Origin of the sequence: Flavobacterium defluvii, assembly GCF_900129555.1 — a bacterium.
GTDB lineage: Bacteria > Bacteroidota > Bacteroidia > Flavobacteriales > Flavobacteriaceae > Flavobacterium > Flavobacterium defluvii.
In genome coordinates, this window is sequence record NZ_FQWC01000001.1 from 437,039 (window position 1) to 459,010 (window position 21,972).

Sequence of the window (21,972 nt, forward strand, 5' to 3'; positions counted from 1 at the left end):
AAAAGGCGTTCAATTGAACGCCTTTTTTAATTTATTTCCATTTCAATGTTTCCATTAAACGCTGCATATCATTTTTGATATAACTTGCTGCCGGCATTATCGAATCAAAATTTGGTTTTGCATAAAAATAAACCGATCCTGCAATAAAATGTTTTGTGCTGTCTGTAACGTAAAACTGAGAGTTTGTAGCCGCGTTTCCGTCAACTTGATAAAACATTCCGTAAACTTTCTTTTGAGGGTTTAAATACGGCTGTTCTAAAATATCATCAGCTTTAATTACGTGTTCGTAAGTCAGTTTTTGAGCATCTTTCAACAATTTTTCGATATCTCCGTGAACGGGTTTATACGTCAAATAAATTGTGGCTTTCATTTTTGGGTACGTAATTGCAAATCCGCATTCTTTCTCACCTTTTATTATTGCATCCTCATTCATCTCAAAAGTAAACGGACATGTATTTTCAAAATTGACATATTTCGCTTCCGGATAGTCTAATCTAAGGAAACTTGCAGGTTTTGGCAATACTTCGTCTTTACAGCTTACAACTGTCAAGGTTAATAAAATTACCGCTGCCGAAATTATTCTTTTAAACATTTATTCTATTGTTACTTTTATTTGTTTTATACGCTTTTTATCAACGGTTTCTATTGTAAAAACACAGTTTTCAAAAGCTACTTTTTGATCTTTTTTAGGGAAATTACCCAAGATTTCCAAAATAAATCCGGCAAGCGTTTCGGCTTCTCCTTTATGCGATTCAAATATATCTTCATCAACATCAACAATTCTGTAGAAATCCTTCAGGTTTATTTTTCCTTCAAAAAGAAAATTCTTTTCGTCAATTTGAGAGAAATTCAAATTTTCATCGTCAAATTCGTCGCTTATATCTCCGACAATTTCTTCAATAATATCTTCTAAAGAAACCAATCCGGAAGTTCCGCCATATTCATCGACTACAATGGCCAAATGACTTTTTAGGCTTTGGAAATCTTTTAATAAATTATCCAGTTTTTTATTCTCAGGAACAAAAAATGCTTCTCTTATTAAAGATGCCCAGTCGAATTCGTCTTTGTCGATATGCGGAAGCAGATCTTTTACAAATAAAACGCCTTCTATCTGATCAATATTATCTCTGTAAACCGGAATTCTCGAAAATCCTTTTTCGATTATTTTAGGATAAATTGCCGAAAATGATTCTGTTATTTCGAGAGCAAATATATCAATCCTCGGACTCATAACCTGCTTGGTATCTGTATTTCCAAAAGAAACAATTCCTTCCAGAATTTTTTGTTCCTCAGTTGATGTTCCTTCAGAATCTGTCAATTCTAAAGCCTGAGAAAGCTGATTTATCGAAAAATTATTTTTTTGTTTCCCTAATTTATTGTGCAAATATAAAGTAACACTGCGCATTGGCAAACTTATTGGCGAGAGTAATTTATCCAAAATAGAAATTGAATAAGCGAAACGTTTGGCAAATTTTATATTGTTTCGGCTTGCGTAAACTTTTGGCAGCACTTCTCCAAATAATAAAATGAGAAACGTAACGACAATTACTTCTAAAATAAATTTCAAAACAGGAGATTCAACACCTGCAAAAATATTTCTTCCTATAAAAGAAAATAAAATTACGACTCCAATATTTAAAAAATTATTGGCGACTAACAGAGTTGCTAAAAGTTTTTTGGGTTTGTCTAAAAGATCTGAAATAATTTTTCCTTTTGAGAGGTTTTCCTGAAGCGTATCATCAATATCTTTTTGAGACAGAGAAAAAAGTGCAACTTCGGCACCTGAAACTATTGCCGAAAGAAACAGCAAAATAAATATTCCGACAAAACCAATTATTAAATTGGTGTCTAAAAAATCAGAAAAGAGTAAACTGGGCTCCGGGTCCAAATTATATAAGATTAGTTAAACAATCAAAAAGGCAAATCATTTATTGGCAGGCCTTCGTTTGGAGCATCAAAGTTAGTACTTTTTGCTGCTTCCTGCTCATGGCTTTGTCTGTGATTTGCAGTTTCTTTTTTGGTAGTCAGAAAAGTAAATTCTGTTACCTGAATTTCTGTTGTATATTTTGTCGTACCATCTTCAGCCTGCCACTGCCTTGATTTAATACGTCCTTCAACATATATTTTATCACCTTTAGAAAGGTATTTTTCGCAAATTTCGGCGGCTTTGTTACGCACAACCAAATTATGCCACTCTGTAGATGTTATTTTTTCATTGGTCGTTTTATTAATATAAACTTCATTTGTAGCCAGCTGAAAGCGCCCTATACAGTTCCCTCCATCAAAATAATGCATTTTTACATCATCGCCCAAATGACCAATAAGCATAACCTTATTTAATGTTCCGTTCATAATTAATAGTGGTATTTCTATCAAAGATACATTTTTTTAGCAATTTATTTCTTGCTTTTCTATAAAATTATAAATTACAATTGGAAAAGGAAAAGTTTTTAAAGTTTTCAAATCAATTCCATTTTCAAGCACGTTGCTAATTTTTATTTTCCAAAATTGAATATGAAGATGTTGGTGCGAAAGTTTATGAATTACGGTCGCCTCACTGCATTCTTCTATACCTATTATATTATAAGTAGAAAATATATTTTTTGTTATTTCTTTTGAAACGTAATCAAAGTCTACAATTTCACTTGTTTCCAAAAGAGGAAATTCATATAAATTGTGCCAGATTCCTTTTGCCGTTCTTTTTTGTATCAAAGTGTTTTCCAGAGAATCTTCTAAAATAAGATAATTAAAAAAGCGATTGGTAATTTTTACCTTTTTAGATTTTACAGGCAGAGAATCAACTTTCTTCTTTTGTAATGCCAAACAACTGTCGTTAAAAACACAAATTGAACAATTTGGATTTTTAGGGACACATTGCAGTGCTCCAAATTCCATAATTGCCTGATTAAAAACTGCAGGATTGTCTTTTGGCATTAATTCAAAAGCTAATTTTGCAAATTCTTTTTTTGTCGCCGGAAGCATAATATCCGATTCAATATCAAAATACCGTGAAAGTACACGAAATACATTTCCGTCTACAACCGGAACTACTTCATTATAAGAGAAAGAGGCAATTGCCGCTGCGGTATATTCTCCAACACCTTTTAATTTTAAAAGTTCTTTATACGAAGGAGGAAAACTTCCGTTTAAATTTTCAGCCACAAATTTTGCTGTTTTATGAAGATTTCGCGCACGCGAATAATAACCAAGTCCCTGCCAAAGTTTTAAAACTTGTTCTTCTGAGGCATTTGCAAGATCAAAAACAGTAGGAAATTCCTCCGTAAAAGCAAAAAAGTAAGGCATTCCCTGCACAACTCTTGTTTGCTGCAACATAATTTCTGAGAGCCAAATTCGGTACGGATCGGTAGTTTTTCGCCATGGAAGATCGCGTTTATTTTGTAAATACCATTTTATCAGTGTGTTATGAAAATCCATTGCCAAATCCTTAAAATGCAAAAGTAAATGTTTATGTAATTAAAATTTAACGAATTAGCTTGATTAATTATTTTTTTAATTCCTATATTTGCAAACTCAAAAAAATAGTACACCATTTATAAATAAAATAGGAAAGAAAATGACGAAAGCAGATATCGTAGCGAAAATTTCAGAGAAATTAGGTCTTGAAAAAGGAGATGTTCAAGCAACAGTAGAAACTTTTATGGAAGAAGTTAAAACTTCTTTAGAAACAGGAGACAATGTTTACCTAAGAGGTTTCGGTAGTTTTATTGTAAAAACCAGAGCTGAAAAAACTGGTAGAAACATTTCAAAAAACACTACAATTAAAATCCCAGCACACAACATCCCTGCGTTTAAACCTGCAAAAGTATTTGTAGAAGGAGTTAAAACTAACAACGAAGCAAAATAATATTAATTAACATAAAAATCTGACACGATATGCCAAGTGGTAAAAAAAGAAAGAGACATAAGGTAGCTACTCACAAACGTAAGAAAAGAGCGAGAGCTAACCGCCACAAAAAGAAAAAGTAGTTTTAAACTACTTTTTTCTTTTTAAAAGTTCATTGAAATTGAAAAAAGATAAAAAGAGAAAAGAAACAGAAAATAGACGAAAAAAATCTATTCTCTACTACTCTATTCTCTACTAATCTTCTTTCACCGGGTAAATACCTGTTAAAATATTGTTTAATCCATCCTTGTAGAAGTTGATGGTTTTTGGTTTTTGGTTTTTGGTTCTTTTACCAACAACTATCAACAAACAACCGACAACCAATTCACGGATAAAAATTTACAGTGTGAATAAAGAATTAATCATTAGATCTAGTTCTGATGCCGTAGATTTTGCCTTATTAAAAGATGGAAAACTAATTGAATTACACAAAGAAGAAGAGAAAAGTAACTTTCAGGTGGGTGATATTTTTATTGCCAAAATTAGAAAACCAGTTGCAGGACTTAATGCTGCTTTTGTAAATGTAGGTTTCGAAAAAGATGCCTTTTTACATTATCACGATTTGGGTCCAAACTTAGCTTCTCAGCTGAAATTCATAAAACTTGTAAGCGCAGGTAAAATAAAAGATTTCTCCCTAAAAACCTTTCAGTTTGAAAAAGAGATTGACAAAGATGGCATCATTACTGATATTTTAAGTGCCAATCAATCTGTTTTAGTTCAAGTAGTTAAAGAACCTATATCGACCAAAGGTCCAAGAATAAGTGCTGAGCTTTCTCTTGCCGGAAGATTTATTGTTCTAGTTCCTTTTTCTGACCGTGTTTCTATTTCTCAAAAAATAGAAGACAAAAAAGAAAAGGATCGTCTAAAAAAACTTGTTCTATCGATCAAACCTAAAGGATTTGGTGTTATTGTTCGTACAGTAGCCGAAGGCAAAAACGTAGCCGAATTAGAAAAAGATTTGCAGAACCTGCTTGGCAGATGGTCTGCAATGTGTAAAAAATTACCAACTGCTCATCATCCATCAAAAGTATTAGGAGAGCTTAACAGAGCTTCTTCGATATTGAGAGATGTATTTAATGATACCTTCAGCGGTATTCAAATAGATGATGAAGAGTTGTACCACCAAACGAAGGAATATCTGCAGGAAATTGCACCTTCAAAACAATCAATTGTCAAGTTTTATCAATCAAATGATACTCCAATTTTCGAGAAATACAATATAGAGAGACAAATCAAAACTTCTTTTGGCCGAACTGTTTCGATGAGTAAAGGTGCTTATCTTATTATAGAACACACTGAAGCTCTTCACGTTATAGACGTAAACAGCGGAAACCGTTCGAATAAAGCAACCAACCAGGAAGACACTGCCATGGAAGTAAATATGATTGCCGCTGCAGAAATCGCAAGACAGCTTCGTCTGCGTGATATGGGCGGAATTATCGTAGTTGATTTTATCGATATGTCTAATCCAGAAAACAGGAAAGTTTTGTTCGACTTCTTGCGAGAAGAAATGAGCGACGATAAAGCAAAACATAAAATATTACCGCCAAGTAAATTTGGTTTGGTCCAGATTACAAGACAGCGCGTAAGACCAGAAGTTAATATCAAAACCAGAGAGGAAGATCCTAATAAACATAATGGTGAAATTGAAGCACCAATATTAATAATTGACAAGATCACCGCTGATTTAGAAAGACTTTTAAAAACCCACAAAAAAGTTGTGCTTAACACACATCCTTTTGTGGCTGCATACCTCAGCAAAGGTTTTCCATCATTACGTTCAAAATGGTTTTTTGAACATAAGAAATGGGTGAAAATCATACCTCGTGACGCTTACACGTATTTAGAATACCATTTCTACGACAACAAAGGAAATGTTATTTCAGAATAAAAAACATAAAACCGCCTTTCGAAAGACTGGCGGTTTTTTTGTGGCTTTTTTTTCGCTATTTTTTTCCGCCACGAATTCACGAATTATTATAAAAATTAATTCGTGAATTCGTGGCGGAAAAAAATTTATTCTCTCACAATTTCAATTTTTCTTCTAATTTCATTTCCGCTAGCATCTACAACAGTGATATAATGTACTCCTGTTGTCGGAGTTATTGGCAATTCATGAAATGTTTTTGTTGTTGCTTTATAAACATCATCTACATACCAAAATAATTCTTTATCCCTTTCAGAATATGCTACTTTTAAAATCACGGGCTGGACATTACTATTGAAATCTTTCGTCAAATAGATTTTACTATTCGCCTTTGGATAAATAAAATCCATTGTTGTGGTCTGGGTTCCTTCACAGCCTTCTTTAAATGGAGGCAGCGGCAGATATTCTATATGCTGGCTTTTGTAATACCACGCCATAACCGGAGGCAGTACAAACCAGTTTTTAGTAACAATATTATCGACACTCTCACAACTGCTGTTTACCTGGAATTGCTCTGTTTTATCTAAATGAATTGTTCTGTGATACGGACAAACTTTAGTCGATTTTCCTTTTTTAGTAACCCACTGCTTGATTTTCGGACAATTATCTTTTGCTAAATATCCGCTTAATCGGCAAACCTCAACTTCGGCCAAATCATTATAGGGTGTATCAAACCATCTTTGTCTTGGCAGTAAATTAAAAACATCAAACAAAATTGGCGCCGCGCTGGTTACTCCCGTCAAGGTTGGTCTTCCCTCTCCTGTTGCATTTCCTACCCAAATTCCAACCACATATCGCGAATTGGTTCCTATTGCCCAAGCATCACGATTTCCAAAACTTGTTCCTGTTTTCCATGCAATTTTTAGCGAACTGTCGTAAAACTTCCAAGCTTCGTCTCCTTCGGGTCTGTTGACTTCTTCCATTGCGTTGTACGTCAACCAAATTGATCCTGCACCCAGAATATTCTTTTGATCGGTTTCGGATCCAAAATCGGGCTTAAAATCGTTTTTATAGTTGAGTTCTGTAAATTCGTTTGTTCGATATTTACTGTTATTTTTAGTATAATAATTGACCGTAGACGAAAGATTTGCGTACGTTCGGCATAAATCCCATAAATTACTTTCGGCACCGCCCAAAATAAGTGACAAACCATAATGATCTGGCGTTTTATTAATATTCTTTAACTTGAATTTTTGAAGTTCTTCATAAAATTTGTTTACACTAAATTCCTGTAACATCAGCACAGCAGGAATATTCAATGAACGTGACAATGCACGATGTGCGGGTACTGCACCATCAAATGTAAGATTAAAATTCTGAGGTGTATATCCTGAAATCTGCGTTGGAATATCGGCCACTAAAGTATTCGGCAATAATTCCCCGTCATCCAACATTGCGCCATACAAAAGCGGTTTCAGGATACTTCCTGTACTCCTTGGCGCATCAATAATATCAACATCTTTTTGGTGATCTTCATCAGCTGGAGAATTTCCAACATAACTCATTACATTTCTGCTCTGAACATCAATTACCAAAATCGCCAGATTATGAACTTCGTTCTGCTTATACTGATTGTAATAATATCTAGCAATTTGATTAACACGATTTTGCAAAGCATAATCAATTGTTGTTTTTACTCTGGTTCCTTCTTCATCTTTTGCCACTCTCTGCAATAAATGAGGCGCAATCTGCGGAAGATCATACGGTTTTTGAGGCAAAGGTTCTTCTATCGAAAGTTCATACGTCTGCTTGTCGATTATGCCTTCCTGATGTAGTTTTAGCAAAAGTCGGTTTCTTTTATTAAGTAGTTTTATTTGATTTTTCCCCGGATAAATCAAGCTAGGCGCATTCGGCAAAACAGCTAAAACTGCATTTTCCGCCCAAGATAATTGATTGGATTGTACGCCAAAGTAACGCCATGAAGCCATTTCTAATCCAACAACATTCCCTCCAAATGGCGCATGTGCTGCATACATTTCAAGAATTTCATTTTTAGAATATCCTAATTCTAATCTTGTAGCGAGAATAATTTCTATTAATTTTTCGAAATAGGTTCTATTTTTTCCTTTTCGGGAAAGTCTGATTACTTGTTGCGTCAGCGTACTTCCTCCTCTGACTACTTTTCCTGCTTTTCTATTTTGTTTAAAAGCATTTATCATCGCACCAGGATTGAAACCGGGATGTTTATAGAAATACTCATCTTCAAAATACACAATGCATTTCTTAAATTTATCTGGAACGCTGTCTTGTGCAGGAAAACGCCATTGTCCATCACGCGCAATTTTAGCTCCAAGAAGTTCTCCTTCTTTGCTTTCTATTACCGTAGAGTATGGTTCTTTGAATAAAGTTCGGGGTATCGAAAAATAGTAAATCAGCAAGAGCAGAAATGCAATTGCTGATTTTATTTTGTTTTTTTTAATCCAATTTATAATGCGTTGGAAAAACGCTTTCATTTTATTTTTCAATACTTATTTTTTTTCACCGCAAAGACGCAAAGATTTACGCAAAGTTCGCAAAGTTTTTCTATCGCAAATTCGGCAGATTGAGCAGATTTATTTTATCCGCTTGATCTGCAAAATCTGCGGGAGACTTTTTCTCAAAGCTCACAAAGTTTTTATGACACAGATTACGCGGATTAAAAGGATTTTTTCATTCGTCATGAATTCACGAATTTAAATTATTACAAATTAATTCGTGAATTCGTGGCTAACAACTTTACTTCACAACCTCAACCCAGAATCCTTTTGTTCTGGCTAAGAACGTATTATCATACATAGCCTCACATTGTAATCCAGGTAAATAATAATTTCCTAAATACGATGCGTTTAGCAGAATTCGGAAAACTTTGGTTTCTCTCGCTTTCATTCCGAAATAGAAATTTGTTCTGTCGTCACGAATATCGATATAATCTGCAATATTATTTACAGCATCTCCGTAATCTGTGAAACGGGTATTTACAATTTCGAATCCTGAAGGCAGAATTTGCGATAAAGCCACATTTTGAACACTCTCTCCTCTTTGGTTTTTAATCGTAACCTCAGCAATAAATTCAGTTCCCTGATTGATTCTCGAAACATTAATTATGCTTCCTTTTCTATTTTTGAAAACAATAGAAGCCGTAACATCAATTTGCACCGCATTTTCTTGTCCGATTGGCAATATTCCCGTATTCAGTACACGAACATAAACCGTATTCGCTTTATTGTTTTTCAGTGTAATGCTGTTTGTTCCAGAAGCAACAGACAGACTGCGATCAGCAACCGATTTACCCGTATTTATAGTTTCTCCTTTCCCGTTTTTACTAAACTGGACATTGATTCCTTTTGGACCATTGCTTACCGCAAATTTTGACATTGCGTATAGACAGTAAGCTGTTGTCTGCGTGCTCATCCATTGATTTGCAGACATCTCTTTCGCCAATTTTGTCGCTGTTACAAAAGCTTTTTGTTTCTGGTCCAAAAGAAGCATAGTTTCCAGAGCCATCGCTCTATTTCTTTCGCTTGAACCGTAATAGTAATAGCTATATTCATCTGAACTTCCGTCAATACTTGTTCTTAAAAACAAACTCTGTCCAGCCGATTTTTGTCCTGCCAAAACATAAGCAGCTGCCAAACGAAGCATACTTTCATTTGAAATACCTTTTGTTTCTCTCAATCTGTTCATTGACGATAAATCTGCATTTCCTGCTAATGCTAAAGTGTATAAACGATATGCTTGCGCTAAATCATTTCCGTATTTTGGTTCAAAACGCCATTGTTTTGCTTCTTTTTGCTGATAACTTAACCATTTTGATTTGAAATTAATTGGCAGTACATATCCTTTTTTCTCTGCTTCGATCAAGAAATGTCCTGCATACGAAGTTCCCCAATCGTCTGCAATTGCATTTCCTTGCCAGTACGGCATTCCTCCATTTGATAACTGGAAATTACCCAATCTCTGAATTCCAGCCGCAATATTTTTTTGAATTAAGTCTTTACGTTTAGCATCAATATCAGCCACATCTCCCAAATACAATTGTGGGAAAACAGATGAAGTAGTCTGCTCTACACAACCGTGAGGGTACTGAATCAAAAATTGTAATCTTCCATTTAGATTCATTGATGGCATTGAAGAAACTTCCAATCTTGCTTTGTTGCTTCCTGCAATTCCAAATGTTTTCCAAGAAATTGTTTTAGTGCTATTTGGTGCTAAAACAACATCGGTAAATGTACTTGTAACCGGATTCGGGTTCGTCATGTCGATTTCAACATCATAAACCGATTTCTCGCTTCCAGATGTTGCAATTACCTGAACTTTTGCAATTCCAGTCGCAGAACCAACAACTAAATTGAAATACGCCATTTTTTCATCGGGCTGTGCAAAATTTAATTTTTGAACCGCACTTCCTGCAACTTTCAATCCGTTACTTGTTTTTACCTGAATTGTTACGTTTTTAATCTTATTTTCAGTTGCAAAAACCGTCACAGGCAATGTCACTTTTTCTGATGGTGAAATTTTTCTTGGCAATGAAGCTAAAACCATCAACGGACTCTTAACCTGAGTTGCTTTCTCAACGCTTCCGTAAGCGCTTGTATTGGCATCTCCAGCCACCACCATTGTTCGAACTGATCCAATATATTTTGGCAGTTTTAACTGATGTGATTTTGTTTCGCCTTTTCCTAATTTAAATGGCCCGTAATACAGCACTACAGGTTTAAAACGGTTGGCTTTTTTAGCTTTTCCGCCTCCTAAATCCTGATCACCACCAATACTGAAAATCTGGTTTATTTTTCCGCCGTAAGCACCAATTACATCATCGTAAACGTCCCAGGTTTTTACTCCTAAAGCTTCGCGAACATAGAAACTATCCCAAGCATTTGGCGTTTTAAAACGAGTTAAATCCAAAAGACCTTCATCTACAACAGCGATTGTATAAGTCATTTCTTTACCAGATTTCTCCCCCACTTTTACTGTAAATGGCTGTTCTGGTCTTAATACATCTGGCATATTTAGAGTTGGTGCCAAAATGGTATTTTTATCAACCACTTCGATTGGCACAATTCCGTACATACGAATTGGCGAATCGTTTTTAGTAGAAGCGTGAGGCTGTAATAATGTAATATTGAAATATACATTTGGCGCCATTGCTCCTGTAATTGGAACCTCAACTTTAGTTTCTCCTTTTTTAGTCTCAGCCCAAATAGTCTGCACTACTCTTGAACCGTTTTCTACAGAAATTAAAGCACGTCCGCCTTCACTTGAAGGGAAAGAAATCTGTGCTTTTTCTCCAACGGCATAATTCTTTTTATCGGTAGAAAAAACTAACATATTTGCGGTTGAAGCATCTCTGTTACGCGTTTTTCCGGACCAAATTGGCCAGTCGATATTTACGGTTAAAGAAGTTGCATGCCCGCTTTCTCCATCTTCAACACGAATTAAGTAACGCCCCCACTCTTCGTCTGTCAAAGCAAATTGAAAACTTCCTTTTCCGTTGGAATCCGTATTGATGACAAATGTTTTATATGAAGTTGTCGCATTCGACGAGTTGTAATTTGATAAATTATCACTTGAAGAATCCCACCACCATCTCCAGTCAACTTTATAAATTCTGACTTCCAGATTTCTAACAGATTTTGGCCTTCCGTTTTCATCTACCGTAACGATTTCAAAACGATTGTTTGTTCTCGTTTCAAGCATATTGTATTTGTTCAATTCCGGCGATTTTAATCCCACATACGTTTTGTACGGAGAATAAGTTGTTGACATAACATCGGTACTAAAATCTCCGCCTTCTTCATATACTTTTGTAATGAATGAAGCGCGAAGCATTCCCGGTGCCTGACCTTGCAATCTTGGCTGAATGTTCACAGATGCTTTTCCGTTTTCGTTTAATTTTCCAGAGAAAACATTGATTTCTTCTGTACTGAATTGACGTGCCAAATCATCAAAAGTATATTTTTCATAACCTTTAAAAGTCGTGCTTTGCTGAGAGAATTTAGCCTGCATTTCTACATTCAAATTCTTGGCAATTGCACCATGAAGCCATGTTACCTCAAGATTATCCGTGTTTGGATAAGAAGCTGAAAGTGTTTTTCTGCTAAAGGTATTTTTGATTTTTAAACGATTTGGTTTGATCGTTTCAATCTTAATACTCTTATAGAATTTAGCTCCACCAACGCTCACCATCGCTTCCCAGTTTCCTGTTGGCGCATCCTGATTTGTTGGCACTATAAAAGCATAATGATTTAAATCGTTTGTTTTTTGAACCGTTTGATAAACTGTTTTACCATTTGGATCATTTAATCTAAATTTAATTGGATGCGATTTCGGAAGTTTATTCGCTGCATCATTTAAAATGAAAGACAAATACAAATTATCTCCCGGACGCCAAACTCCTCTTTCTCCATAAATAAATCCTTTCAGTCCTTTTTGTAGAGTTTCTCCAGCAACATCGAAATTACTCACCGATAATGAAAGTCCGTCATCTAATTTCACATAAGTCGATTGATCGCCTAAAGTTACAATGGCGAAATACGCGAATTTGTCCAATTGGAAAGATGCAATACCTTCACTGCTTGTTGCTTCTGTTGCTATTTTTTGCTGTTGAAAATTATATAAATCCACTCTAGCATTTGAAACTGGTTCTGTCGTAACGATATTATTTACAGCAAATAAATACGATTTATTTTCACCTCTTTTAGCAATAACTCCTAAATCTGAAGCTAAAATATTGGTTGCAATTCTTGCATTGTAATAGTAAGAACCCGTACAAGGATCTTGGCTTTCTCTCCAGTCGTAATCATCATAATAATAATCGTCGTAAGAGTTTCCGCTGTAGTTTACGTCGTTTTCATCAACTTCTTCTTCCTCGGTTTCATCATCATTACCTTCTGAAGTTTCACATTTATAAAGCGAATATTTCTTTTTATATTCAAATTCAACTCTGTAAATCGCTCCAGGTTCCGGCTTAATTATTTTAGATAAATCTAAAGCATACGTATTCCATTTAGAAAGATTTACGAGAGTGCTTTCCCTTAAATTCAACGTAGTTTTGGCAATGGGCTGCGCTACTTTTTTGAGGTTTTGTCCGCCGTTTAATTCATTGTATTGAAGAAATTGCAGAATATTATTCTTGTAAATCTTATACACTTTTACATCAACGGCACTCAGATTTACTGCTTCGAAATTTAATTTTAAATTGTTTGAACTTGGTAGAATCGTTCCGTTTTTCACAAAACGGATGTTTGGTTTGATCTGATCAAAAGAGATTTTCTCACTATAATTGTTCTCCAGCTTTTTACCGTACTGACTTTCTATTCCCTGAAAAACTTCCAGCAATAATTCGCCCGTTACTACTTGTTCCGGTTCTTCGTCTGGCACATATTCAACGGCTTGTTCTGCAACTGCTGCAGCTGAATCTACGGCAACGGCGGCTGAATCAACCACAACAGCAGCCGAATCTACAGCAATAGCCGCAGGTTCCTCTGTAGCAACTGTTACGGGTTCTTCTTTTTTAGGCGCATTTTGATTGGTAAAATATACTTTAAGTAAATTTCCTTGTGTAGAAAATTTCAAGTTCTTAGTATTTTGAATCGAAACCAATCCGGCAAAATCCTGACCTTTTTCTAAAGGTTCAGAGAAATTGATTAAAACCTGCTGGTTGTTTCCGTCTGGAATTTCAACTTTAATAACTTTAAATTCATTTATACTGGTAATCGGGAAATCGATTTGTCCTTTTTGATCAATATCAAAATCACTTCCGTCATAAATAATCTCCAAGTTTGATGCTTCTGACTGACGCTGGATACTGTCGATTATAAAACGGAATTCTTTTGCGGGACCAGATACTTTCTCAAATTTAATTTTAAGATTATTTCCATAGTGTTTGGCTTCAACCAGTTTTTGAGCCGTTTCCAAATCAATATTATCTGCTGTTTTTAATACGCAGTTTAAATATTGATATTCTTTGCTGTACGACTGAATATCGCCTGTATTGATAGTAAAATCCTGTTTTACCGTTTTTACTGTAAAATTGAATTTAGAAAGCTCTTTTTCTTTGTCTTTTGGGATGGCAGTTAGTTTATCTAAGTTTAAAGTAACCTGATATTCTGTTCCCGGCACTAATTTTTTCTCCGGAATAAAAGCTATTGTATTCGTAGAAAGTGCTACAACTTTTCCGTGAACACCTGGCGAAATATCAAACAAATCATCGTCTAATTCCTGATTGGGTTTCCAATCATTTTTATCGAAAGCTAATACAACTCGAATATCAGAATCTGAAGAAACGATTCCGCCCGTAAAACTGGTTATGTACTCTTTGAATAATGAAAAATCAGAATTAAAATCCGCAGCTGATTTTCTGCCGCAGGATTGAAAAATAAAAAACACAAAAAATACGAGAACTAAACCTTTTGTTTTCACTTTTATTTAGAGTTAATGGTTAACAAACTAAGCAATTTAAATGCCCTGCCGTTAAAAGCGATAGCAGCAAATGAGATTTAAATTATGTTAAAAGTAAAATATTTTCCGGTTTCTTTAAGAAGAAAATTCTCTAGTATTCATTATTTAACTTTTGTTGAAGTTTTATTATTACTCTCAAAGCTCAGAACCTAATTTTGACAACACTTTATCCATCTCAAGAAAGTGTTCTTCGGTATTTGAGGAATAATGCATTTGATTGCCGTTTATGACAACAATTACATCATCTGAATAATTTCCATAGAATTTTATTCCTTCAACCCATTGCCTGAAAGAGACTCCTTTATTTGAAAAATTCTGAGTAATGAAATCTAATTCATTTGGTTCGATTTCGTAAAATGTATCACAAGTAAAATCTAATGCGAAACTTGCTTGTAAATACGCCATTGCAGTGAAAAAATCTGTCAAAGTTTCTGTTTCCAGATTCCATTCTTTTTCATCATAACTCATGTAAACTGGAGGATTAGATTTTGATAAATCCTCTTTGTGAATTCCCCAAACACATGCCTTTTGATTTTCAGAATAAAATATCAAATAATCATCGTTTTTATAATGTTGAAAACGTTCTGGAACAATCAACAAATCCTGTGTATGATTTAAGTTTTGAATTTTACCTAATTCAGCATAATAATCAACAAAAACGTTAGGAAGCTGTCCGAAGATATCTTTTACAATTTGAATTTCATCGTTTGTAAAACCATTTGGCTCTGCAATATGAAATAGCTTTTTTATTACTGAAAAATCTGTCATGTTATTTAGTATTATTTACGTCTTTCGAGAAAGAAACGTTTCATTAAATCGGCAGCTTCGTTTGCCATTACACCAGAAACAACAGTAGTTTTAGGATGCAGTTTTGTTCCCATATTAATAAAACCGCGTTGTTCATCTCGCGCACCAAAAACAATTTTAGAAATCTGACTCCAATACAAAGCGCCTGCACACATTTGGCAAGGTTCGAGTGTTACATAAAGCGTACAGTCTTTTAAATATTTTCCACCAAGAAAGTTTGCCGCTGCGGTAATAGACTGCATTTCGGCATGAGCCGTAACATCATTTAGCAATTCGGTCAAATTGTGGCTTCTAGCAATAACTTTATCTGCTACAACGATTACAGCTCCAACAGGAATTTCGCCTTTTTCAAAAGCCGCTTCTGCTTCCTGCAAAGCTTTTTTCATGAAATATTCGTCAGTAAAAGGATTTTCCATAGATGCAAAAATAAAACTTTACTCATTATTTTTACTACATTTAAATTTTGAAATTTGAATATGGAAAGAAATTACAAAATCAGCATTCCTGAACCATGCTTTGAAGACTGGAACAAAATGACGCCAAATGAAAATGGTCGTTTCTGCTTGAGCTGTTCTAAAACGGTTGTTGATTTTACTTCTATGCTTCCGGAAGAAATTCAGCACTATTTTACTCAAAATAAAAATGAAGGGGTTTGTGGGAGATTTAAAAACTCGCAACTAGAGACCATCACGATTCAAATTCCAAGTCGGGTTTTACATACGCAAACACAATACCATAAAATGTTTCTGCTCGCTTTATTTATTGCTATGGGAACAACTTTATTTAGCTGTTCGGACAAAGATGGAAACAAAAACAGAATCGATAAGGTCGAAATTGTGAACACAGAGAAAAATCAAGATGAAAATAAAACTGTTCCAGCATGTTATGGACATCAATTTGAACCTAAATAAGCAAAATATGTCGGAGAACTTTCTAAAGGATTTACAACTGGAGTACTTGTAATGACTGAAAAACCTTTGAAATATGATGTCGTTTTTAATTCAAATGATTTAGATATAGTACCCTCTCCAAAAGATGGAATGAAAAAATTCTATTCTTATTTTTCAAAAAATTATACTGATTCAAAACAGTTAAAAATGTCAATCTTGTTTGTTGTAGAGAAAGATGGCACTTTAAGCAATTTCAAGGTAATGAAAAATACATCATCAGCAAATGAAGCAGAAGTCATTAAAGTTTTAGAATCTGGTCCAAAATGGATTCCTGGAAAAATAAACAATCGAATTGTACGGTCAACTTTCATTTTACCAATTACATTTAAATAATGAAAATAAAACATAATATAACTCTTCAGATAAACTGCAAATTGATTTTGCCAATGCTGTCTGCGGTTATAACTCTATTTTTTTTCGGCTGTCAAAACAAAGAAGATAAAAAACAAGAAATTAAGAGTCTTAAAATTGTCGCAGATACTTCAACAACAAAATCAGATTCTTTAGATAAAAATATTAATAGAAAAAAATTAGAACAAACACAGTCGCCTTCTTTAAAAGTTGAATTAAAAAAAACTATACCAACATCATCTAAAGAATCTACACTGAAAAAAACCTCAGAACCTAATAAAATAAAAAAAGATGATGTTTCAACAGCACCAAAAGCTCCTTTGAATTCTAACGCTGAATTTCCTGGCGGAATAGAACAATTCCATAATTTTTTCATGAAAGAATATAAAAAACCGGAAGATGTAAGCTATTGGAAACTCAATTTCACACTTGCATTTGCAGTAGAAAAAAACGGCAGCATATCTTTTCTTGAATGTTCGCCAGCTGTTGAAGAACCACTACAAAAAGAAATCATCAGAGTTTTAAGTTTATGCCCGAAATGGCAGCCGGGTGAATCGAACGGAAAAAAAGTCAGAATGCAATATTCTGTTCCTATTTTATTGAAGTAGACTCGGCAAGAAAATTAAATTTAAAACCGTAAATTTGCTTTTTACCATACAAATGAAAAGCGATTTACTTTCTAACATATACAATCCAGCCGATTTACGTCTTTTAAAACAAGAACAGCTTACCGAAGTTGCGCAGGAATTGCGTCAGTTTATTATTGATATTGTTTCTGTAAAAGAAGGACATTTAGGCGCAAGTTTAGGCGTTGTAGAACTTACAATTGCTTTGCATTATGTTTTTAATACACCAGAAGATTTATTGGTTTGGGATGTTGGACATCAGGCGTATGGACATAAAATCCTGACCGAAAGAAGAGAAAATTTTGATACCAACAGACAGATTGGAGGTATCTCTGGTTTCCCGAAAAGAAGCGAAAGTATTTACGACACTTTTGGCGTTGGACATTCATCCACTTCGATTTCTGCTGCACTCGGAATGGCGATTGCTTCTAAACTAAAAGGCGATTTTGACAAACAGCATATTGCAGTTATCGGCGATGCTTCTATTGCCAGCGGAATGGCTTTTGAAGGTTTAAATCACGCCGGAGTTACTGATGCTAATATACTGGTAATTTTAAACGACAACGCTATTGGGATTGACCCAAGTGTTGGTGCTTTAAAAAAATATCTCACGGCTGTTAAAAATGGTAAAAACCCGAAGCAGAATAATATTATAAAGTCTCTGAATTTTGATTATTCAGGGCCAATTGACGGATATGATTTTCCGACTTTAATCAAAGAATTAAACCGATTAAAAAAGATAAAAGGCCCAAAGTTTCTTCATATTGTAACTACAAAAGGAAAAGGTTTACAGCAAGCTGAAGAAAATCAGGTAAAATATCATGCACCTGGAAAATTTGATGCTTCGACTGGAGAAATTCATTTAAAATCCGAAGAAAATCTTCCTCCTAAATATCAGGATGTTTTTGGCTTGACCATTTTAGATTTAGCCAAAAAGAATGAAAAAATAATCGGTATTACGCCTGCAATGCCCTCGGGAAGTTCATTAAAATTTATGATGGATGAATTTCCGGAACGCGCTTTTGATGTTGGAATTGCAGAACAGCATGCCGTAACGCTAGCCGCCGGAATGGCAACTCAAGGCATGATTGTGTTCTGCAATATCTATTCGACATTTTTACAGCGCGCTTACGATCAGGTTATTCATGACGTGGCACTACAAAATTTACGTGTTATTTTTTGTTTAGATCGTGCAGGATTGGTCGGCGAAGACGGCGCAACACATCATGGCGTTTTTGACATTGCATATTTACGTTCGATACCAAATATGATTATTTATGCACCTTTAAACGAAATTGAACTTCAAAATATTTTATATACGTCACAATTAGGTTTAGACCACCCAATTGCTATTCGATATCCGAGAGGACGAGGTGTAACTTCAAATTGGGAAGTAGAAAATTTCGGACATTATGAAAAAATTAAAATTGGAGAAGGAAAGTGTTTAAAAAAAGGCACAAAAACAGCTGTTTTATCTACAGGAACAATTGGAAACAATGTTATTGAAGCTTTAAACGAATGTACCAATTCAGAATCAATTGCACATTACCACTTTCCAACTATTAAACCACTAGACTTCAATTTATTAAAAGATACATTTTCCTCTTTTGAAAACATAATTACGATTGAAGACGGGACTAAAAAAGGAGGTTTCGGAAGTGCTGTTTTGGAGTTTGCTGCTGAAAATAATTTCAAGAATAAAATTGAAATTTTAGGTGTGCCTGATGAATTTATTGAGCATGGAAGCGTGCTGCAGTTACAACAATTGTGTGAAATTGACGTTAAATCTTTAATAAAACTTTTTTCAAACGGTGTAAAATAATTATTTTGCAACACCAAAAATACAAAAATAAGCCTAATGAAATTATTACGTTCTACTCTTTTACTACTGTTGTTACTGTGTACTTCAAAAAACTTTGCACAGATTATACAAACAACTTTAGACCCGAATCAAATACCAAAACCGCCATCAAACTGGACTAAAAAAAATCAGCTGGGTTTTGACATTTCAGAAATCGCTTTTGTGAATTGGAGTGCCGGGGGAACAAGTTCTATCTCAGGGTTATTTAAAGGCGAATTCGGACGAACTTTTATAAAAGGAAATCATAAATGGGTTAATGAACTTATTGTAAAATATGGTTTAAATAAACAAGACGGAACCGAACTTCGAAAAACAGACGATGCTCTTTTAATAAACTCTACATACGGTTTTAGAAAAGATACAATTTCAAACTGGTATTATTCTGCTAAGTTTAATTTCAATACACAATTTACAAACGGTTACAATTATCCAAACCGTGATATTGCCATCTCCAAACCTTTTGCGCCAGCTTACGTGTTTCTTGGAGCCGGAGCAGAGAATTCAAACAAAAAGAAAAACAGAACGTTTTACTTTTCTCCAATTACATTAAAAACTACTTTGGTATTAGACCAATATTTGGCAAATCAAGGTTCTTTTGGTGTTAAAAAAGCGGTTTATGCACCTGATCCTTTAGATCCAAACAATCAAATTTTAATTGAAGAAGGTCAAAAAGTAAAAGCGGAATTTGGTATTCTTTTTACTGCCTATATGAAAAGCGAAATCTATAAAAACGTTTTTTACGAAAACAGATTAAGTTTATATACTGATTATTTAAACCGTTTCGGAAATGTCGATGTTGATTACGACACGCGTCTGGATCTTGTTGTAAATGCTTATGTTAAGGCCAATATAGGAGTACATTTAGTTTATGATGACGATATTAAAACTAAAAAAGATGTTGTTGATCCTGTAACCGGAAGTACTTCTCAGGTAAACGACGGACCAAGAGCACAATTGCGCCAGGTTCTTGGAGTTGGTTTAGTTTATGCTTTTCAATAAAATCTTAAGCCGAAAGTCTTAAAGTCAAAAGTTGAAAGTCATAAATTTAAGAACTTGAGTGAGTTAAATCGATTCATTGATTTTTTTTGGAATCACATAAAACTTGCACTGCATAATAATATTCTTTTCAACTTTTGACTTTAAGACTTTCGGCTTTATGACTTTTAACTTACTTATTTTTTCTTCCCTGAATCATTTCATATAATTCCAACGCATTTCCATCAGTTAAAAGAGAAACATAGTGGCAGATATGAAGCAGACGCTCATAAAGATTCCCTTTTTCTAAATGATGTTTTTCCGGCAGCATTTTCAGGATTAATTTATCATAGTTTGATGCAGTTCCTTCGTATTTATTATTAAATGCTGTAATAAATTTATCCAATAAGGTTTGGATGATTTGATAACCCACAATTTCTTTTTCGATAACTTCTCGGCTCTGATAGATTTTTTCAACGCTTAAGTTGATAATATCATTCATCTGCGCTTTGTATTTACTTTTATCGGTTAGAGCGTAAGGGAAATTTCCGGCCAGAATTGCTTCTTCATTTTCAATAAAAACATCAACTGCATCGTTGATTAAGGCTCCAATTGCCAGAGCACGCAAATAACTAATTCTGTCTTCTTTTGTTTCCAGCAATTTGTATTTAGCAACGCCAATATTATCTTTTACCAGTTTTATTAAATATTCCAGAGCATAATCTTCAGAAACCAAACCAAGATTTATTCCGTCTTCAAAATCGATAATTGTGTAACAAATATCATCAGCTGCTTCAACCAAATAAGCCAAAGGATGTCTTTCAAAACCAATATCGCCATCTTCTTTATTTGAGATCATTCCCATATCTTCGGCAACTTCCTGAAAAAAGGTTTTGTCTGACTGGAAGAAACCGTATTTTTTATCGGCAATATTATTCGTTGGTTTTTTCGGAAGACTTTCTTTTGGATATTTCATAAAAGCACCTAAAGTTGCGTACGAAATTCTAAGTCCGCCTTCAATTCCCGGACGACTTCCGGTTAAAACTGAAAAACCATTAGCATTACCTTCAAAATCAATTAGATCCTGCCATTGTTTTGCCGTTAATTTATCTTTGTATTTTAACCCTTTTCCGCTTGAAAAATATTCTCCTATGGCTTTTTCTCCCGAATGTCCAAAAGGCGGATTTCCGATATCATGTGCCAATGAAGCTGCAGCAACAATAGCTCCAAAATCATTCATGTGATAACCGTGAACTTCTTTTAAATAAGGATATTTTTCGATGATTTTTTTTCCAACCAAACGTCCTAAAGATCTTCCTACAACCGAAACTTCTAAACTGTGTGTTAAACGTGTATGTACGAAATCTGTTTTTGAAAGCGGAATTACCTGGGTTTTATCCTGTAAAGACCGAAATGCCGCAGAGAATATAATTCGGTCATAATCGACCTCAAAACCTAATCGTGTATCGTCTTGTTCTACACGTAATCTTTTGCTTGTATCGCCCTGACGTTTTAATGATAAAAGTTGTTCCCAGTTCATTTTACTATTTTAGATTGTAGATTATTGATTTTAGATTTGAGGATTCTAAGATCAAAAATACATTTTATTTTAAGATTTTTCTATTGATTAAAATTCTAATGCCGTACTGTATTTTATTTCTCCCATTACAAAAATGCTGTTTGTATTTCCTATATTTTCTATTGTCGATAATTTATTCATTACAAAATCCTGATAACTAGCCATATCCTGTACCAGAATTTTTAGCATAAAATCATAATCGCCCGCAATATTATAGCATTCTATAATTTCAGGAAGCGCTACAATATCTTTTACAAAATTGCTTCCTACATTTTTGGCGTGTTCTTTTAAACGAACATTGCAAAAAACCGTCATTCCGCGATTCATTTTTTTTCTGTCGAGCAATGCAACATACTTTGTTATAAATCCGTCTCTTTCCAGCCTTTTTATACGCTCATAAACAGGCGTTACAGTAAGAAATAATTTACTCGCCAGGTCTTTTGTGTTGATATTTGAGTTCTCCTGAAGGTGTTTTAAGATCTGTAAATCGGTTTTATCGAGGTTTTCCATAGTTTTTTTTACGGCTAAAGGTTCATTTTAATACATTTCTCAG

The 21,972-nt window shown here is 34.4% G+C and carries 17 protein-coding genes; 7 read left to right on the top strand and 10 right to left on the bottom strand.

The genetic code is table 11. The features are described from left to right. Positions 1 to 31: 31 nt before the first annotated feature. Genes gldD through mutY form a run of 4 tightly spaced genes read right to left on the bottom strand, consistent with a single transcriptional unit; the run spans position 32 to position 3,435 of the window. The gene (gene gldD, locus BUC29_RS01930) at positions 32 to 592 is read right to left on the bottom strand and encodes a gliding motility lipoprotein GldD (RefSeq protein WP_073412839.1); all 561 of its coding nucleotides are present in this window, start codon (positions 590 to 592) and stop codon (positions 32 to 34) included. Beyond that, positions 593 to 1,888, bottom strand: a complete 1,296-nt coding sequence (locus BUC29_RS01935; RefSeq protein WP_073412840.1) for a gliding motility-associated protein GldE — start codon at positions 1,886 to 1,888, stop codon at positions 593 to 595. It lies immediately after the preceding gene. Positions 1,889 to 1,911: 23 nt separating this feature from the next. After that, positions 1,912 to 2,352 (bottom strand): single-stranded DNA-binding protein, encoded by a 441-nt coding sequence (locus tag BUC29_RS01940; RefSeq protein WP_073412847.1) that lies wholly within the window; start codon positions 2,350 to 2,352, stop codon positions 1,912 to 1,914. Between the two features lie 36 nt (positions 2,353 to 2,388). Continuing rightward, positions 2,389 to 3,435, bottom strand: coding sequence for an A/G-specific adenine glycosylase (mutY, locus tag BUC29_RS01945; RefSeq protein ID WP_073412849.1), 1,047 nt, complete (start codon positions 3,433 to 3,435; stop codon positions 2,389 to 2,391). Positions 3,436 to 3,574: 139 nt separating this feature from the next. Between mutY and BUC29_RS01950 the strand changes: the two genes are divergently transcribed. Continuing rightward, a complete protein-coding gene (locus BUC29_RS01950) occupies positions 3,575 to 3,865 on the top strand; it encodes an HU family DNA-binding protein (RefSeq protein WP_007805026.1) in 291 nt (96 codons plus the stop codon). Positions 3,866 to 4,250: 385 nt separating this feature from the next. After that, positions 4,251 to 5,795 (top strand): Rne/Rng family ribonuclease, encoded by a 1,545-nt coding sequence (locus tag BUC29_RS01955; RefSeq protein WP_073413575.1) that lies wholly within the window; start codon positions 4,251 to 4,253, stop codon positions 5,793 to 5,795. A gap of 125 nt (positions 5,796 to 5,920) precedes the next feature. On the opposite strand, the gene pbpC is transcribed toward BUC29_RS01955, so the two are convergent. From pbpC to BUC29_RS01975, 4 genes are all read right to left on the bottom strand, one after another. Beyond that, positions 5,921 to 8,296 (bottom strand): penicillin-binding protein 1C, encoded by a 2,376-nt coding sequence (pbpC, locus tag BUC29_RS01960; protein ID WP_073412852.1) that lies wholly within the window; start codon positions 8,294 to 8,296, stop codon positions 5,921 to 5,923. A 250-nt stretch (positions 8,297 to 8,546) separates the two neighbouring features. After that, on the bottom strand, positions 8,547 to 14,231 hold the full coding sequence (locus BUC29_RS01965) for an alpha-2-macroglobulin family protein (RefSeq protein ID WP_073412854.1): 5,685 nt from the start codon (positions 14,229 to 14,231) through the stop codon (positions 8,547 to 8,549). A 174-nt stretch (positions 14,232 to 14,405) separates the two neighbouring features. After that, complete coding sequence (locus tag BUC29_RS01970) at positions 14,406 to 15,038, bottom strand: hypothetical protein (protein WP_073412856.1); 633 nt, start codon at positions 15,036 to 15,038, stop codon at positions 14,406 to 14,408. An 11-nt stretch (positions 15,039 to 15,049) separates the two neighbouring features. After that, positions 15,050 to 15,493: a nucleoside deaminase gene (locus tag BUC29_RS01975; RefSeq protein WP_008466631.1), complete on the bottom strand. Its 444-nt coding sequence runs from the start codon at positions 15,491 to 15,493 to the stop codon at positions 15,050 to 15,052. Between the two features lie 60 nt (positions 15,494 to 15,553). Between BUC29_RS01975 and BUC29_RS01980 the strand changes: the two genes are divergently transcribed. The 5 genes from BUC29_RS01980 to BUC29_RS02000 are packed head-to-tail and all read left to right on the top strand — an operon-like array spanning position 15,554 to position 19,864. After that, positions 15,554 to 15,988 (top strand): hypothetical protein, encoded by a 435-nt coding sequence (locus tag BUC29_RS01980; RefSeq protein WP_073412858.1) that lies wholly within the window; start codon positions 15,554 to 15,556, stop codon positions 15,986 to 15,988. 51 nt (positions 15,989 to 16,039) lie between these two features. Further along, positions 16,040 to 16,360, top strand: coding sequence for an energy transducer TonB (locus tag BUC29_RS01985; protein WP_073412860.1), 321 nt, complete (start codon positions 16,040 to 16,042; stop codon positions 16,358 to 16,360). Continuing rightward, a complete protein-coding gene (locus tag BUC29_RS01990; RefSeq protein ID WP_073412862.1) occupies positions 16,360 to 16,986 on the top strand; it encodes a hypothetical protein in 627 nt (208 codons plus the stop codon). Before BUC29_RS01985 ends, BUC29_RS01990 begins: the two co-directional genes overlap by 1 nt. 52 nt (positions 16,987 to 17,038) lie before the next feature. Then, on the top strand, positions 17,039 to 18,826 hold the full coding sequence (locus BUC29_RS01995) for a 1-deoxy-D-xylulose-5-phosphate synthase (protein ID WP_073412864.1): 1,788 nt from the start codon (positions 17,039 to 17,041) through the stop codon (positions 18,824 to 18,826). Positions 18,827 to 18,862: 36 nt separating this feature from the next. Further along, a complete protein-coding gene (locus BUC29_RS02000) occupies positions 18,863 to 19,864 on the top strand; it encodes a DUF3078 domain-containing protein (protein ID WP_073412873.1) in 1,002 nt (333 codons plus the stop codon). 169 nt (positions 19,865 to 20,033) lie between these two features. Here BUC29_RS02000 and BUC29_RS02005 read toward each other — a convergent pair whose 3' ends face one another. Continuing rightward, positions 20,034 to 21,380 (bottom strand): deoxyguanosinetriphosphate triphosphohydrolase, encoded by a 1,347-nt coding sequence (locus tag BUC29_RS02005; RefSeq protein ID WP_073412875.1) that lies wholly within the window; start codon positions 21,378 to 21,380, stop codon positions 20,034 to 20,036. 87 nt (positions 21,381 to 21,467) lie between these two features. After that, the gene (locus tag BUC29_RS02010) at positions 21,468 to 21,929 is read right to left on the bottom strand and encodes an Lrp/AsnC family transcriptional regulator (RefSeq protein ID WP_073412877.1); all 462 of its coding nucleotides are present in this window, start codon (positions 21,927 to 21,929) and stop codon (positions 21,468 to 21,470) included. Positions 21,930 to 21,972 lie beyond the last annotated feature (43 nt).